Source organism: Deefgea piscis, from assembly GCF_019665785.1.
Lineage (GTDB): Bacteria > Pseudomonadota > Gammaproteobacteria > Burkholderiales > Chitinibacteraceae > Deefgea.
In genome coordinates, this window is record NZ_CP081149.1 from 429,916 (window position 1) to 446,019 (window position 16,104).

Annotated in this window: 8 protein-coding genes, 4 tRNA genes and 3 rRNA genes; 10 read left to right on the top strand and 5 right to left on the bottom strand. The window is 48.1% G+C overall.

The window, feature by feature from the left end; all coding sequences use genetic code 11:
- Positions 1–17 precede the first annotated feature (17 nt).
- The 3 genes from K4H25_RS02070 to K4H25_RS02080 form a co-directional block, all read right to left on the bottom strand.
- Entirely contained in the window at positions 18–1,676 is a 1,659-nt protein-coding gene (locus K4H25_RS02070; RefSeq protein ID WP_221021803.1) for an LTA synthase family protein, read from the bottom strand.
- Between the two features lie 159 nt (positions 1,677–1,835).
- Positions 1,836–1,908 (bottom strand) — tRNA-Lys (locus K4H25_RS02075).
- Positions 1,909–1,952: 44 nt separating this feature from the next.
- Positions 1,953–2,028 (bottom strand) — tRNA-Lys (locus K4H25_RS02080).
- A gap of 156 nt (positions 2,029–2,184) precedes the next feature.
- Between K4H25_RS02080 and gloA the strand changes: the two genes are divergently transcribed.
- From gloA to K4H25_RS02100, 4 genes are all read left to right on the top strand, one after another.
- Positions 2,185–2,565, top strand: a complete 381-nt coding sequence (gloA, locus tag K4H25_RS02085) for a lactoylglutathione lyase (RefSeq protein WP_221021804.1) — start codon at positions 2,185–2,187, stop codon at positions 2,563–2,565.
- Positions 2,566–2,642: 77 nt separating this feature from the next.
- Positions 2,643–4,034, top strand: a complete 1,392-nt coding sequence (locus tag K4H25_RS02090) for a sodium:proton antiporter (protein ID WP_221021805.1) — start codon at positions 2,643–2,645, stop codon at positions 4,032–4,034.
- A gap of 669 nt (positions 4,035–4,703) precedes the next feature.
- A complete protein-coding gene (locus K4H25_RS02095) occupies positions 4,704–7,100 on the top strand; it encodes a phosphoketolase family protein (protein ID WP_255587932.1) in 2,397 nt (798 codons plus the stop codon).
- A gap of 191 nt (positions 7,101–7,291) precedes the next feature.
- Complete coding sequence (locus tag K4H25_RS02100; RefSeq protein ID WP_255587933.1) at positions 7,292–8,098, top strand: inositol monophosphatase family protein; 807 nt, start codon at positions 7,292–7,294, stop codon at positions 8,096–8,098.
- A 77-nt stretch (positions 8,099–8,175) separates the two neighbouring features.
- On the opposite strand, the gene K4H25_RS02105 is transcribed toward K4H25_RS02100, so the two are convergent.
- Positions 8,176–9,024, bottom strand: coding sequence for a 23S rRNA (adenine(2030)-N(6))-methyltransferase RlmJ (locus K4H25_RS02105; RefSeq protein WP_221021806.1), 849 nt, complete (start codon positions 9,022–9,024; stop codon positions 8,176–8,178).
- Positions 9,025–9,203: 179 nt separating this feature from the next.
- Here K4H25_RS02105 and K4H25_RS02110 point away from each other — a divergent pair, with 179 nt between their 5' ends.
- The 6 genes from K4H25_RS02110 (at position 9,204) to rrf (ending at position 14,813) form a co-directional block, all read left to right on the top strand.
- The gene (locus K4H25_RS02110) at positions 9,204–9,446 is read left to right on the top strand and encodes a hypothetical protein (RefSeq protein WP_221021807.1); all 243 of its coding nucleotides are present in this window, start codon (positions 9,204–9,206) and stop codon (positions 9,444–9,446) included.
- Between the two features lie 40 nt (positions 9,447–9,486).
- Positions 9,487–11,020, top strand: a 16S ribosomal RNA gene (locus K4H25_RS02115).
- A gap of 64 nt (positions 11,021–11,084) precedes the next feature.
- A tRNA-Ile gene (locus K4H25_RS02120) sits at positions 11,085–11,161 on the top strand.
- 7 nt (positions 11,162–11,168) lie between these two features.
- Positions 11,169–11,244: transfer RNA gene (locus tag K4H25_RS02125), tRNA-Ala, on the top strand.
- A gap of 377 nt (positions 11,245–11,621) precedes the next feature.
- A 23S ribosomal RNA gene (locus K4H25_RS02130) occupies positions 11,622–14,514 on the top strand.
- A 185-nt stretch (positions 14,515–14,699) separates the two neighbouring features.
- Positions 14,700–14,813, top strand: a 5S ribosomal RNA gene (gene rrf, locus K4H25_RS02135).
- The 16S, 23S and 5S rRNA genes sit together here with 2 tRNA genes alongside, the layout of an rRNA operon.
- Before the next feature lie 111 nt (positions 14,814–14,924).
- On the opposite strand, the gene K4H25_RS02140 is transcribed toward rrf, so the two are convergent.
- A protein-coding gene (locus K4H25_RS02140) for an IS3 family transposase (protein ID WP_221021808.1) occupies positions 14,925–16,012 on the bottom strand; the annotation gives its coding sequence in 2 pieces (ribosomal slippage) (positions 14,925–15,760 and positions 15,760–16,012; 1,089 coding nt in all).
- Positions 16,013–16,104: the final 92 nt, after the last annotated feature.

The window sequence follows — 16,104 nt, forward strand, 5'->3', positions numbered from 1 at the left end:
CTAGATTAATATACCTATTAGTCAAACAAGCGCTCTGCATATAGCGCTTCAGGGAAGACGTTTCGCCACCATAAGCCGGGCTGATAAAACGCGGTATTGGCGGCGCAGCGCTCGGCTACAGCGGCGTAAAATGGATCTTGGCTTTGGCTTAAACGCGCTAATTCAGCAGGCAAACAAAACAAAGGACGGCCTTGTAATTGCTCGGCCAATTGCTGTGCTTGTTCTGGCTGGCGGCTGTCTTTGATATACAGCGGTACATCGCCACGCACTTTATTTTGTTTTTGACTCAAGATGCTTTTAAATTCTAAACGGCCGTTTTTAGATGGGCTGAAAAATTGCGGATCAAAAATTCCGCGATCTAAAAATTCTTGGTTTAAGCCCGGCTTATGGTCGCCAAAAATCACAATGACTACGTCGCGCTTGCGCTTTTTGGCACTGGCTTCGAGCTGCTTGGCAAAGACTGAAAACGCATCAATTGCCTCAGTTAGGCGCAATTGATATTGGCTTAAGCCACTATCTTGATCTGCAATAAACGGGCCGTGCGTCATCACGGTGACTAAAAACATAAACTGCTTTTGCCCTGCTGGCGCAGCTTGATACCGCGCCAAGGCATTGTTGTAGAGGGTTTGATCTTTGGGCCAGCCGGCTTTTCTATCCCACTGCATTTTTTCGACAAACTGCGTTTGCGCAAAACCCAGTTTGGGATAAACCTGTTTACGCTTCCAAAAGGTACTGAAGTAATTGTGCATGCCGGTGGTGAGGTAGCCAACATCCGCCAAGGAATTGGGGAGGGCGCTCATTTTGTCGGCAAATTGGCCGGCAAAATTTTGAAAGTCGATGCCCGGCAACATATACGCCGACAATCCCGTGAGCGCTTCAAATTCGGCTTCGGCCGTGCCACCGCCATAAACCGGGCTAATGATCCGTGCCTCGCTAAAGCCAGCTTGGCTTAATTGCGCCATTTGGGTGATTAAACGCGGGTCGCTATAGCAAGACTCGCACATCACCACCACGATATCGGGGCTAGTTGGCGCATCTTGGGCGGCAAGTTGGCGCGAATAAAACGTATGCGGGCCGGATTTGGGTTTGTGTGCGGTTTCAATGGTGAGAATTAAGTGGCCTAAAATACCGTTGTCTTTGGCATTGACCCGGAAATTGTAATTTGAATACTTGCTGCCCAAGTATTGATGCATCACCGGCTTGGCGTAGGCCGATAGTTTGCCGGTACGGTCCAATTGCATACTGAGCAAAATACATAGCACCAGTGCCAAGCTCAGACGCGTTTTGCTCAGCCGTGGCCGCCGCCATAATCCATAGCCGATGGCGACGATGGTAATGAGAGCATAAGCCCAGATCTGCCAGTTCATATAGCCGGTCATGGCCATACCTTGGCCGACTTCAAATAAATCAGCACCAAGTAGTGGCTCGCTGGTGGCGATTTCTTTGATATAGCTGATATTGAGCAGCAGCCCTTCTAGCGCCAAGGTGGCTGCAACGGCAGCCCAGCGCTGTAAAAAGGCGGCAAAAAAGAAATACAGCAACACTGAAAAGCCAACGCGTGGCATATTCCACTGAGTGTCGACCAAAAAGCGTCCACCAATCACCGCACAGATTGCGAGTAGGTCTGGGATGAATGGTCGGATTTTGCTAAGCAGCGGATGAGAAAATAACTTCACGTAGCAGTCGTCATTCAATTTATGGAAGCCGGATTATAAAGCTTTGATGACAGTTTGCTGTTGGGTAATAAGTTTGACTGATTAGTGGAGTGGCAGTATCCGGCGAGCAGATAGCAAAAAGCCCAACTTTGCAGCTGGGCTTTTTACAAGTATCTAGTGTGGGTCGTGCGGGATTCGAACCTGCGACAAATGGATTAAAAGTCCACTGCTCTACCAACTGAGCTAACGACCCAACGAAGGGGTATTGCATTCTAAACTGAGGCCCCTGCGAGAGGGTGGTGGGTCGTGCGGGATTCGAACCTGCGACAAATGGATTAAAAGTCCACTGCTCTACCAACTGAGCTAACGACCCTGAGCTGCTTCGTTCAGAGACAGCGATTATAGATGATTTTAATTTGGCGTCAACCCCTTTCTGCAAAATAATTTAAAAAAGTGGCAGTAATATGCCACTGCCTTGCAAAACAGCCATCGCGTACAATGATTTGCATCTTTGACCGAGGGGAGTGCTATGCGTTTATTACATACCATGTTGCGGGTTGCTAACTTGGAGCGTTCGATTGCATTTTATTGTGGCGTATTAAATATGTGTTTATTGCGCCAGCAAGATTATCCAGAAGGGCGCTTTACTTTAGCTTTTGTCGGCTATGGTGCAGAGTCGGAGCAGTCGGTGATTGAGCTGACGCACAACTGGGATGTTGCTGAGTATCAAATGGGGACAGCATTTGGTCATTTGGCGATTGAAACCGATGATATTGTGATGACTTGCGAAGCAGTTCGGGCCAAAGGCGGCGTTGTCGTGCGTGAGCCAGGTCCAATGAAGCACGGTAGCACGGTGATCGCTTTTGTCGAAGATCCGGATGGTTACAAAATTGAATTTATTCAGAAGTAAGGGGTATTGCTAGCTACCGCATTCTATATATAGGTAGCAAAGCAATACATTAGTTAATGTTTAACTGAGTGGTCTCAATGATTAAAAAACTAACTTGGCTGTTGGCCTTATTGCCTGGTTTGGCAATGGCAGCAGATTTTGACGGTGCGCAACTGTCTTTATTATGGGCAGCGCCGTTTGCGGGTTTATTGCTGTCAATTGCGCTGTTTCCGATTTTTGCACCGGCTTTTTGGCATCATCATTTCGGCAAGATTTCGGCTTTTTGGGCGGCAGCGTTCTTACTGCCGTTTATCACTAGCTACGGTATGGCGCCTGCGGCTGGCATCGTGGTGCATGCGATGTTGGCGGAATATATTCCGTTTATTCTGATTTTGTTTGCGCTGTATACCGTGTCTGGCGGGATTTTGGTGAGTGGCAATTTGCATGGCTCGCCAAAAATGAATACTGGGATTTTGGCTTTGGGTGCGGTAATGGCCTCGCTGATGGGTACGACTGGCGCTGCCATGTTATTGATTCGTCCATTGCTTAAAGCCAACGATAATCGCCTGCACAATGTGCACGTGGTGGTGTTCTTTATTTTCTTGGTGGCCAATATTGGTGGCGGTTTAACGCCACTGGGTGATCCGCCATTGTTCCTGGGCTTTTTGAAGGGCGTTGATTTCATGTGGACGGTTGAGCACATGATGTGGCCGGTGCTGTTTGCTGCGGCAATCTTGCTGGCGATGTTTTATGCCATCGATAGTTATTACTATAAGAAAGAAGGCGTGTTGCCGGTTGATCGGACGCCTGATAGCAAGATCGAATTTTTCGGTTTATGGAATTTCGGTTTAATTGGCGCGATTATCGCTTGCGTGGTGATGTCTGGGATTTGGAAGCCGGGTATCGAATGGAACATCATGGGCACGCATGTTGAATTGCAAAATATCGTGCGCGATGTGCTGTTGGTGCTGATTGCTTTGGTGTCTTTAAAGTTCACTAAAAAAGAAATCCGTGCGGGGAATGATTTTAACTGGGGCCCGATTTTAGAAGTCGCCAAACTGTTTGCAGCCATCTTTATTGCCATGGCGCCAGCGATTGCAATTTTGCGCGCAGGGGAAGCGGGACAAATGGCCAGCTTAGTGAAGATGGTTAGCTCGCCAGATGGTATGCCGATTGACTATATGTATTTCTGGATGACGGGTTTGTTGTCGGCCTTCCTTGATAATGCACCAACGTATTTAGTGTTCTTTAATCTAGCGAGCGGCGATGCGGCTCATTTGATGGGACCTATGGCTTCAACCTTGTTGGCGATTTCATGTGGTGCGGTGTTTATGGGCGCGCTGAGTTATATCGGTAATGCACCTAACTTTATGGTGAAGGCTGTGGCTGAAGACCGTGGCGTGAAAATGCCTAGTTTCTTTGGTTATATGGCTTGGTCTTGTGTTTGCTTATTACCAGTATTCGTTTTGATGACGCTGGTGTTCTTTTAAGTTTGGATTCACGCGTTAATTGATATCAAAAAGGCCAGCTTTGCTGGCCTTTTTTTTGCTCGGCAATGGCGTATGTAGCTTCGGTGTTGGTGGCAACGGTTTTTTGCCTTATTTCGGAGTTGATCGGTGCCGTACGACAAATCGGCGTTGAGCGCGCTGGACGTTGATTGCGGGTCGGTTGGGGTGCAGGATGGCTGCGCTATTGGCGAGGGTGCTGTTGTTATTTTTTGTTTTTGGCTGATAGCGATTAAATTGGCAAGACTACGATTTATTTACATCGATTACACGTTAGTAAGGGTGGTGCGCCTTAGAGTGGCCTTAGTTTTTGCAAAAATCGCTGCAGTACGGTGAGCGTGGCAACGTCAAGCAAGCTGAATAAAAACCGGGGACTTAAAACCGTATTTATTTACATATGCATTCATATTCTTGACGCATTAAGTTAGCATCATCGTCGGTGCAGCGAAGGCGCTAGTTAAATAGAGGTAGATTGAGTCTATTTCTTGCGTTGTATCAAATGGAAACTATGGAGATCGCCATTGTCATGCTGCTCATTTGATTTGTATCAGTAGCGCACAGCGTAGTCTCCGTATACTGCATTACATCAGGTGATTTACTGTGGAGTCGATCACCGAGCAATTAACACTATCACAACCCCGAAGAGGTTTAACCGTGGCTCAACTATCAAAAGAACAAATTGGTAATATGCATCGTTACTTTCAGGCAGCGAATTACCTGTCTGTAGGTCAGATTTATTTGCTCGACAACCCAATGTTGAAACTACCGCTCAAACGTGAGCACATCAAGCCACGCTTGTTGGGTCACTGGGGTACGACTCCGGGCTTGAACTTTATTTTTGTTCACGCCAATCGCGTGATTGTTGAACGTGATGTATCGATGATTTACATCACTGGCCCTGGTCATGGTGGTCCTGGTTTTGTTGCTAATACTTGGCTCGAAGGTTCGTACGAAGAATTCTTCCCAGCTATTGATCGTACTGAAGCAGGTATGCAACGCCTATTCAAGCAATTCAGCTTCCCGCGCGGTATACCTTCACACGTAGCACCAGAAACCCCAGGTTCAATGCACGAAGGTGGTGAATTGGGTTACAGCGTATCGCATGCCTACGGTGCGGCTCTGGATAATCCAGACCAAGTGGTGATTGCTGTTGTTGGTGACGGTGAAGCAGAAACAGGTCCATTGGCAGCGTCTTGGCACTCTACTAAATACATCCACCCGATCAATGACGGTTTTGTATTGCCAATCTTGCATTTGAACGGTTACAAAATTGCTAACCCAACACTTCTTGCCCGTATGGACAAAGAAGAAGTGACTAATTTGTTCAAAGGTTATGGCTACGAGCCAATCTTTGTTGAACTCAAGCAAGAAACATTCAACGACAAGCTCGATACATTCGACCAAATCCATATTGATATGGCTGCGGCAATGGACTTGTGTATGGATAAATTTGCGGCGATTCGTGCTGCGGCCATTGCCGAGCAAGAAGCAGGCAAGCCAATTACTCGCCCACGTTGGCCAATGATTGTAATGCGCACGCCTAAAGGCTGGACTGGCCCGAAAGAAATTAAAGGCAAAAAAGTTGAAGACTACTGGCGTAGTCACCAAGTGCCATTCTCTGATATCGATGATGAGAATGTGATCAACTTGGAAAACTGGATGCGTTCGTACCAAATCGAAACCTTGTTTAATGCTGATGGTTCAGTGAAACAAGAATTGATTGATTTGGCACCTAAAGGTATCAAGCGTTTTGGTTCAAACCCAATCGTGCATGGTCAAGTTTCGAAAGACTTGAAAATGCCAGATTTCCGTAAATACGAAGTGAAGTTTGCTAAACCAGGTACTGAAAACGCCGAAATGACTCGCGTAATGGGTAAATTCCTACGCGACGTGATGAAAGAAAACGAAGCTGAGAAAAACTTCCGTATCTTCGGCCCAGATGAAACTGCATCTAACCGTTGGAACGACGTATTTGAAGTGTCGGGCAAAACTTGGTTGGCGAACTTCTTTGAAGAAGACAAAACCAATGACTTCTTGCAACAAGATGGCCGTGTAATGGAAATCTTGTCTGAGCACACTTGCCAAGGTTGGCTCGAAGCGTACAACTTGACCGGTCGTCACGGCTTCTTTAGCTGCTACGAAGCGTTTATCCACGTGATCGATTCGATGTTTAACCAACACGCAAAATGGTTGAAAACAACGAAACACATCAACTGGCGCAAACCAATTCCGTCATTGAACTACTTGTTGACTTCACACGTTTGGCGTCAAGACCACAACGGCTTCTCGCATCAAGATCCAGGTTTCTTGGATCACGTGATCAACAAGAAAGCTGAAGTGATTCGTGTGTACTTGCCAGCTGATGCGAACACTTTGTTGTCGGTAACTGATCATGTATTGCGCTCACGTCATTATGTGAACGTAATCGTTGCGGGTAAACAACCAGCGTTGCAATACCTGACTATGGATCAAGCGATTAAACACGCTACCACTGGTTTGGGTATCTGGGACTGGGCATCGAACGACCAAGGCGGCGAGCCAGACGTAGTGATGGCGTGTGCGGGTGAAATCCCAACAATGGAAGCATTGGCGGCAACTGATTTGCTCCGTCAACACTTCCCAGATCTGAAAATCCGCTTCGTTAACGTTTGCGATTTGATGACTCTGCAACCGCAAGAAGAGCATCCACACGGCTTGTCTGACCGCGAATTTGACGCGATCTTCACGACTGACAAACCAGTGATGTTTGCCTTCCACGGTTACCCATGGTTGATCCATCGCTTGACTTACCGTCGTAACGGCCACGCTAACATCCATGCTCGTGGTTACATCGAAGAAGGTTCTACTTCGACTCCGTTCGATATGGTTGTGGTGAATCAGTTGGATCGTTTCAACTTGGCCATCGACGTAATTGATCGTGTACCACACCTACAAAAAATTGGTGCTCACGTTCGTCAAAAACTGGTTGGCAAGTTGGTTGAACATGCTGAATACATCGCTCAAGTGGGTGATGATATGCCAGAAGTGAAAGAATGGAAGTGGACTTACTAAACAATTTCACCCTGTAAAGGGTGATTGTTAAAGAGTGAACAGCCCGTGCCTTTTGGTGCGGGCTTTTTTATGGCTGATCCAAATCAAGGTTAGATGGGCGCTAAGTAAAAGCCCCGCAGCGAAGACGGTCTGAGTCCGATACAATATAAACTCGCTACAACGTCGTTTGTCATAATGAAAAGAGATTGATCGTGCTACAGCCAAAAATGAGCGAAACGCTATTAGCTTTATGTGCCATTGCACGTGAGGTCGCAGCCACAGAAATCATGCCGCGCTATCAAAAAGTCGTTGCAGAAATTAAGCATGACGGCAGTTTGTTTACCGAGGCCGATTTGGCAGCGCAATCAGCATTGCAACGATTATTGCCTGGTTTGCTCGATTACCCTGTTTTGGGGGAAGAAATGACGCAGGCCGAGCAAGAGCAACTCTGGGCTGCGCATGCCGATGGCCTGTGGGTGGTCGATCCGATTGATGGCACGACTAATTTTGCGCATGGTTTGCCTAATTTTGCCGTGTCGATTGCATTAATGCGTCAGCATCGTCCGGTGTTGGCCGTGGTGTATGTGCCGGTATTGGATGAGTGCTTTGCTGCGGAGGCCGCTTGCGGCGCATGGTTAAATCATGAGCGCTTGCCACGTGTGCGAGATGAGCGTCCCTTATCTGGCGCGATTGCTTCGGTTGAAACCAAATGGTTGTCTGGGCATTTAGCGACGCGGATCGTGACCTTGAATCCTTATCACAGTCACCGCAATTTTGGCGCATCCACCATTGACTGGTGTTGGCTGGCGGCGGGGCGCACTGATGTCATGCTGCATGGCGCGCAAAAACTCTGGGATTATGCTGCGGGGGTGTTGATCCTACTGGAGTCGGGTGGACAAGTTGGCTCGATCTTTCATGATGATTATTGGCAAGAAAATCCTTGGCATCGCAGCGCCGTCGCTGCGCGAACACCGTCGCTCTATACTGCGTGGCAGGTATGGGTACAAGCTAACAAGTAATGTATTGTGTTGTAGGCTTTAATAAATAATGGCTAGGTGTGTATACCTAGCCATTTTTATATGTAACTTTAGCGGAGTTAAGCCGTTTGTTGTTCAAGTAGATATTTAGCGCCGTTATCTAAGCCTAAATGTTGCACTAAGTAGGGCATGACTTCTTTAAGCTCATTACTTAAAGTCCATGGCGGATTCAAGATAAACATGCCGCTGCCATGCATGCCAAAACCGTCTGCGCGTGGTGCATGTACGGTGAGCGCAACATGCAGCCAGCTTTTTGCGCCGAGCTTTTTGAGTTTCTCTGGCATTTGCTTGGTTTCGGCCCGTGACAATTGCGGATACCACACTGCATACGTGCCCGTCGGAAAGCGCTCTAGCGCTTCTTTCAGTGTTTCAACTACCCGCACATAATCATGCTTTTCTTCATACGGCGGATCAATCAACATCAAAGCGCGACGCGGTGGCGGTGGTAACACGCTTTTGATACTGGCAAAGCCGTCGGCTTGTACTACTTTGGCGGCGCGGCCGGCATCCAGAAAATTTTCAGCCAGTAATTTGCTGTCACTCGGATGTAATTCAAATAAACGTAATTTATCGTCCCTACGCTGCAAGGCCTGCGCCACATACGGTGAGCCAGGATATAATTGTAAATGCGCGCTGCCTGCGTTCAAATCTATTACAACATCTACGTAGCGTTGCAGCGGAGCGGGTAAATCAGTGCGCTGCCATAACCGCGCGATGCCCGTCTCGAACTCGGCATTTTTGGTCGCATAGCCTTGCGTTAATGAATACACCCCTGCACCGGCGTGTGTATCGATATACCACCAAGGTTTATCTTTCTGATTCATATAATCGAGCAGCATCACCTCGATGCAATGCTTGAGAACGTCGGCATGGTTGCCAGCGTGAAAGGCGTGACGATAACTGAGCATATATATATACATATAAAAAGAGCTTGAATGCGCTAATTGTACTCGTTCAGGCGTTTTGCTTAAGTTTTGATTGATTGTATGGCGATTTTTTATCCGCATATTGAATGGGCTTGACGCAGTTTTACTGATGGCGTTGCGTTTACGTTAATTTTAGATGCTATTCAAATCAATGGTTTAGCATGTTAGTGTTGTTTTCTTTGCAACAAGGTGTTGACGGACTTTCGGTGGGTGGGTATAGTTCGGCCTCTCTGCTGCTGACACAGCAAACGAAACAAGCGGTTTTCCAGCTGGTTTCAGTGTCTAAGCCACTGATCTTTAACAAAATACAGCCGATGAGTGTGAGTGCTTGGTTTGCCAGTCAAACAAGTGCTTACACTCAAGATATAAAAGAAATCTTGGTTTCTAACCAAGTGTTTCTTTGAGTAATGAGTACTAAGCCAAGTATGTAAATTCAGCTAGATTAAACGAAAGAGTTTGATCCTGGCTCAGATTGAACGCTGGCGGCATGCTTTACACATGCAAGTCGAACGGTAACAGGGTGCTTGCACCGCTGACGAGTGGCGAACGGGTGAGTAATACATCGGAATGTACCCAGTAATGGGGGATAACGCTTCGAAAGGAGTGCTAATACCGCATACGCCCTGAGGGGGAAAGTGGGGGACCGCAAGGCCTCACGTTATTGGAGCAGCCGATGGCTGATTAGCTAGTTGGTAGGGTAAAGGCCTACCAAGGCAACGATCAGTAGCGGGTCTTAGAGGACGATCCGCCACACTGGAACTGAGACACGGTCCAGACTCCTACGGGAGGCAGCAGTGGGGAATCTTGGACAATGGGCGAAAGCCTGATCCAGCAATGCCGCGTGCGTGAAGAAGGCCTTCGGGTTGTAAAGCGCTTTTGTCGGGGAGGAAATCCTAGTGGTTAATAACTACTGGGGATGACAGTACCCGAAGAATAAGGACCGGCTAACTACGTGCCAGCAGCCGCGGTAATACGTAGGGTCCAAGCGTTAATCGGAATTACTGGGCGTAAAGCGTCCGCAGGTGGCTTGATAAGATAGACGTGAAATCCCTGGGCTCAACCTAGGAATTGCGTTTATGACTGTCTCGCTAGAGTATGGGAGAGGGGGGTGGAATTCCACGTGTAGCAGTGAAATGCGTAGAGATGTGGAGGAACACCGATGGCGAAGGCAACCCCCTGGCCTAATACTGACACTCATGGACGAAAGCGTGGGGAGCAAACAGGATTAGATACCCTGGTAGTCCACGCCCTAAACGATGTCTACTAGTTGTTGGGCTTTTCGGAGCTTAGTAACGCAGCTAACGCGTGAAGTAGACCGCCTGGGGAGTACGGTCGCAAGACTAAAACTCAAAGGAATTGACGGGGGCCCGCACAAGCGGTGGATGATGTGGATTAATTCGATGCAACGCGAAAAACCTTACCTGGTCTTGACATGTACGGAAGTCCGTAGAGATATGGATGTGCCTTCGGGAACCGTAACACAGGTGCTGCATGGCTGTCGTCAGCTCGTGTCGTGAGATGTTGGGTTAAGTCCCGCAACGAGCGCAACCCTTGCCATTAGTTGCTAACATTTAGTTGAGCACTTTAATGGGACTGCCGGTGACAAACCGGAGGAAGGTGGGGATGACGTCAAGTCCTCATGGCCCTTATGACCAGGGCTTCACACGTCATACAATGGTCGGTACAGAGGGTCGCCAACCCGCGAGGGGGAGCTAATCTCACAAAACCGATCGTAGTCCGGATTGCACTCTGCAACTCGAGTGCATGAAGTCGGAATCGCTAGTAATCGCGGATCAGCATGTCGCGGTGAATACGTTCCCGGGCCTTGTACACACCGCCCGTCACACCATGGGAGTGGGTTTTACCAGAAGTAGCTAGGATAACCTTCGGGAGTCCGGTTACCACGGTAGGATTCATGACTGGGGTGAAGTCGTAACAAGGTAGCCGTAGGGGAACCTGCGGCTGGATCACCTCCTTTCAAGAGAAAGATTGGTAGATTAAGTACTCACACTCATCGGCTGTAGATTTGAAAGAAACGATATGGGTCAGTAGCTCAGTTGGTTAGAGCACCGTGTTGATAACGCGGGGGTCATAGGTTCGATTCCTATCTGACCCACCAGTATCACGGGGGTTTAGCTCATCTGGTAGAGCACCTGCTTTGCAAGCAGGGGGTGAACGGTTCGAGTCCGTTAACCTCCACCATTATCTGCTGTAGAAAATAGAATTCTATGTATTGCACGTTGTTGGGTGCAGTGTATTTTATTCTGGTTTCTAAAATTAGATAAATCGGCTGTTTATATTTAGATATGAATGATTGATTTTAGTAATATCGCTCTTTAACAAAATAGAAGAAGTAATTAATTCCAATAAACATTGTAATGGAATTAAATAAAACAATAACTGCGTGCAGTTGTGGTTGAGTTTAATTTCAAAGTAAAAATATTGGGTTGATTGTATCTGTTCAGTTGTGCTGGTCTCATGCCAGTGGAACTGAACCGCAAGTGAAATGAGAACTCACTTGCAAGTCGCAAATACGATTTCAGTAATCTGAGATACGTTTTACGTGTTTGAGGTTATAGGATCAAGCGAATAAGTGCATCTGGTGGATGCCTTGGCGATGATAGGCGACGAAGGACGTGATAGCCTGCGATAAGCGTGGGGGAGCTGGCAAAGTGCTTTGATCCCACGATTTCCGAATGGGGAAACCCGGCCCTTTTGGGTCATCCTAGACTGAATACATAGGTCTAGCGAAGCGAACCCGGTGAACTGAAACATCTAAGTAACCGGAGGAAAAGAAATCAACCGAGATTCCCAAAGTAGTGGCGAGCGAAATGGGAAGAGCCTGTACGTGATAGCAGTAGACTTAATAGAATGGAATGGAAAGTCCAACCATAGTGGGTGATAGTCCCGTATATGAAAAGTCAATTGTGATACTAAGCGTACGAGAAGTAGGGCGGGACACGAGAAATCCTGTTTGAAGATGGGGGGACCATCCTCCAAGGCTAAATACTCATCATCGACCGATAGTGAACCAGTACCGTGAGGGAAAGGCGAAAAGAACCCCGGGAGGGGAGTGAAATAGAACCTGAAACCGGATGCATACAAACAGTGGGAGCCCTTGAAAAATGGGGTGACTGCGTACCTTTTGTATAATGGGTCAGCGACTTACGTTCAGTAGCGAGCTTAACCGAATAGGGGAGGCGTAGGGAAACCGAGTCCGAATAGGGCGCATAGTTGCTGGGCGTAGACCCGAAACCAAGTGATCTATCCATGGCCAGGATGAAGGTGCGGTAACACGCACTGGAGGTCCGAACCCACTAACGTTGCAAAGTTAGGGGATGAGCTGTGGATAGGGGTGAAAGGCTAAACAAACTTGGAAATAGCTGGTTCTCCTCGAAAACTATTTAGGTAGTGCCTCATGTATCACTGACGGGGGTAAAGCACTGTTATGGCTAGGGGGTCATCGCGACTTACCAAACCATGGCAAACTCTGAATACCGTCAAGTGCGAGCATGGGAGACAGACCTGGGGTGCTAACGTCCTGGGTCAAGAGGGAAACAACCCAGACCGCCGTCTAAGGTCCCAAATGATCAATTAAGTGGAAAACGAGGTGGGAAGGCACAGACAGCCAGGATGTTGGCTTAGAAGCAGCCATCATTTAAAGAAAGCGTAATAGCTCACTGGTCGAGTCGTCCTGCGCGGAAGATGTAACGGGGCTCAAATTGATAACCGAAGACGCGGATATGACCATTTATGGCATATGGTAGAGGAGCGTTCTGTAAGCCTGTGAAGGTGTCTTGAGAAGGATGCTGGAGGTATCAGAAGTGCGAATGCTGACATGAGTAGCGATAAAGGGAGTGAAAAGCTCCCTCACCGAAAACCCAAGGTTTCCTGCGCAACGTTCATCGGCGCAGGGTGAGTCGGCCCCTAAGGCGAGGCAGAAATGCGTAGTCGATGGGAAACAGGTTAATATTCCTGTACTTGATATAAGTGCGATGTGGGGACGGAGAAGGTTAGGTTAGCCAACTGTTGGAATAGTTGGTTTAAGTGTGTAGGCGGGTGTCTTAGGCAAATCCGGGACGCTGTTAACGCTGAGGCATGATGACGATTCACTTAGGTGATGAAGTAACTGATACCCTGCTTCCAAGAAAAGCCACTAAGCTTCAGCTTATATTGAACCGTACCGCAAACCGACACAGGTGGGTAGGAAGAGTATTCTAAGGTGCTTGAGAGAACTCGGGAGAAGGAACTCGGCAAATTAACACCGTAACTTCGGGAGAAGGTGTGCCTTATTGGTGAAGAACCTTGCGTTTGGAGCTATATAAGGCCGCAGAGAAATGGGGGCTGCGACTGTTTATCAAAAACACAGCACTCTGCCAACACGAAAGTGGATGTATAGGGTGTGACGCCTGCCCGGTGCTGGAAGGTTAATTGATGGGGTGCAAGCTCTTGATCGAAGCCCCAGTAAACGGCGGCCGTAACTATAACGGTCCTAAGGTAGCGAAATTCCTTGTCGGGTAAGTTCCGACCCGCACGAATGGCGTAACGATGGCCCTACTGTCTCCTCCCGAGACTCAGCGAAGTTGAAGTGTTTGTGAAGATGCAATCTCCCCGCTGCTAGACGGAAAGACCCCGTGAACCTTTACTGTAGCTTTGCATTGGACTTTGAAGTGGTTTGTGTAGGATAGGTGGGAGGCTTTGAAGCAGAGACGCTAGTTTCTGTGGAGCCGTCCTTGAAATACCACCCTGACCCCTTTGAGGTTCTAACCTTGGTCCGTTATCCGGATCGGGGACCGTGCATGGTAGGCAGTTTGACTGGGGCGGTCTCCTCCCAAATTGTAACGGAGGAGCTCGAAGGTCGCCTAGGTACGGTCGGACATCGTACTGATAGTGTAATGGCAAAAGGCGGCTTAACTGCGAGACCGACAAGTCGAGCAGGTGCGAAAGCAGGACATAGTGATCCGGTGGTTCTGTATGGAAGGGCCATCGCTCAACGGATAAAAGGTACTCCGGGGATAACAGGCTGATTCCGCCCAAGAGTTCACATCGACGGCGGAGTTTGGCACCTCGATGTCGGCTCATCACATCCTGGGGCTGTAGCCGGTCCCAAGGGTATGGCTGTTCGCCATTTAAAGTGGTACGTGAGCTGGGTTCAAAACGTCGTGAGACAGTTTGGTCCCTATCTGCAGTGGGCGTTGGAAATTTGAGAGGGGCTGCTCCTAGTACGAGAGGACCGGAGTGGACTGACCTCTGGTGTACCGGTTGTCACGCCAGTGGCATTGCCGGGTAGCTAAGTCGGGAAGAGATAAGCGCTGAAAGCATCTAAGCGCGAAACTTGCCTCAAGATGAGATTTCCCTAGGGTTTTAAATCCTCTAAAGAGTCGTTCGAGACCAGGACGTTGATAGGTTGGGTGTGGAAGCGCAGTAATGCGTTAAGCTAACCAATACTAATTGCTCGTGAGGCTTGATCCTATAACCTGAAGCGCGTAGTGCGACGATGGATATAATCAATCCAAGTGTTGTTGTTGGAAAGTGTAGTATAATTACTTCTTCTATTGATTTTACGAGTTAGCGCTGTAGGTTGTGGTCTGAAAAGATAGCGGCTGAATGCGATAACTCTCGTGTGACTCGAAAGAGTTGCATCAGACAAGTTTTTGTCTGGCGACCATAGCGAGGTGGTCCCACTCCTTCCCATCCCGAACAGGACAGTGAAACACCTCAGCGCCGATGATAGTGCGGATTGCCCGTGTGAAAGTAGGTCATTGCCAGACTTCCCTATAGAGAAGCCCGATTCGAAAGAGTCGGGCTTTTTGCTGTCCGTCGTTTAGACCTCGAGGAGAATGGGTAATCCCCCCATTTTTAAGCTCACTTAAAAGTAGAGGTCAGGCATGTAATGCCAGTTTTTGTTTCGGGGTGATGCCGCCCAAACCCATGTGCGGACGCTCGTTGTTGTAGCTCCAAAGCCATTGCGTGGCAACCTCTTGCACTTCAGCAAGACTTTCAAAGTCATCGCAAGCCAGCCATTCATGCCGCACGGTCCGATTATAGCGCTCGATATAGGCATTTTGCTGCGGATTGCCCGGCTGAATATACGCCAATTCAATTGAATGTTGTTCCGCCCAGTTTTTTAGCAACTGGCTAATATATTCAGGCCCATTATCTGAGCGTATCCGTTTTGGCTTGCCTCGCCATTCAATAATTTGATTCAAACTACGCACCACGCGCTCGGCCGGCAAAGAGAAATCAACATCAATCGCTAAACCTTCCCGATTAAAATCATCAATCACATTAAACAGGCGAATGCTGCGGCCATCGGCTAATTGATCGTGCATAAAATCCATCGACCACGTTTCATTGATTTTCTCAGGCACTGTTAATGGCGCTGGCGTTGCACGAATTAAGCGTTTATTAGGCTTAATTCGCAGATTTAATTCTAAATCGCAATAAATCCGGTAGACCCGTTTGTGATTCCAAGGCTTTTTTTTGACGTTTCGTAAATGCAAAAAGCACAGACCAAAGCCCCAGGTGCGATGAACTTCGGTGAGTTGCAGTAACGAATCGGCAATTTTTTCATTTTCTGCGTCTAGTTTTGCCACATAGCGATAACAAGTCGTGCTAATCACAAAGCTAGCGCAAGCTGCACGAATCGAAACAGCCTTTGATTCAACGGCCCAGCGCGCCATCTCACGCCGCTGAGATGGCTTCACCACTTTTTTGCCATGGCTTCCTTGATGATGTCTGCTTGCATTTGAGCTTCGATATACATCTTTTTAAGGCGCTTGTTTTCATCTTCCAGCTCTTTCATGCGCGTCATCATCGAGACGTCCATGCCGCCAAACTTAGCGCGCCACTTATAAAAAGAGGCCGAGCTCATGCCGTGTTCACGGCATAAATCAGGAACAGTGGAGCCGGCTTCGGCCTGCTTTAAAATCGCCATAATCTGGCTGTCAGAATAACGTGCTGCTTTCATGTAGAAGCTCCTCAAAGACTGCGAGAAAATTCTACTTAAAAATGAGCTGGTTTGGTGGGGGGATTACCAATGCAGATACCGGTAGTGGTATT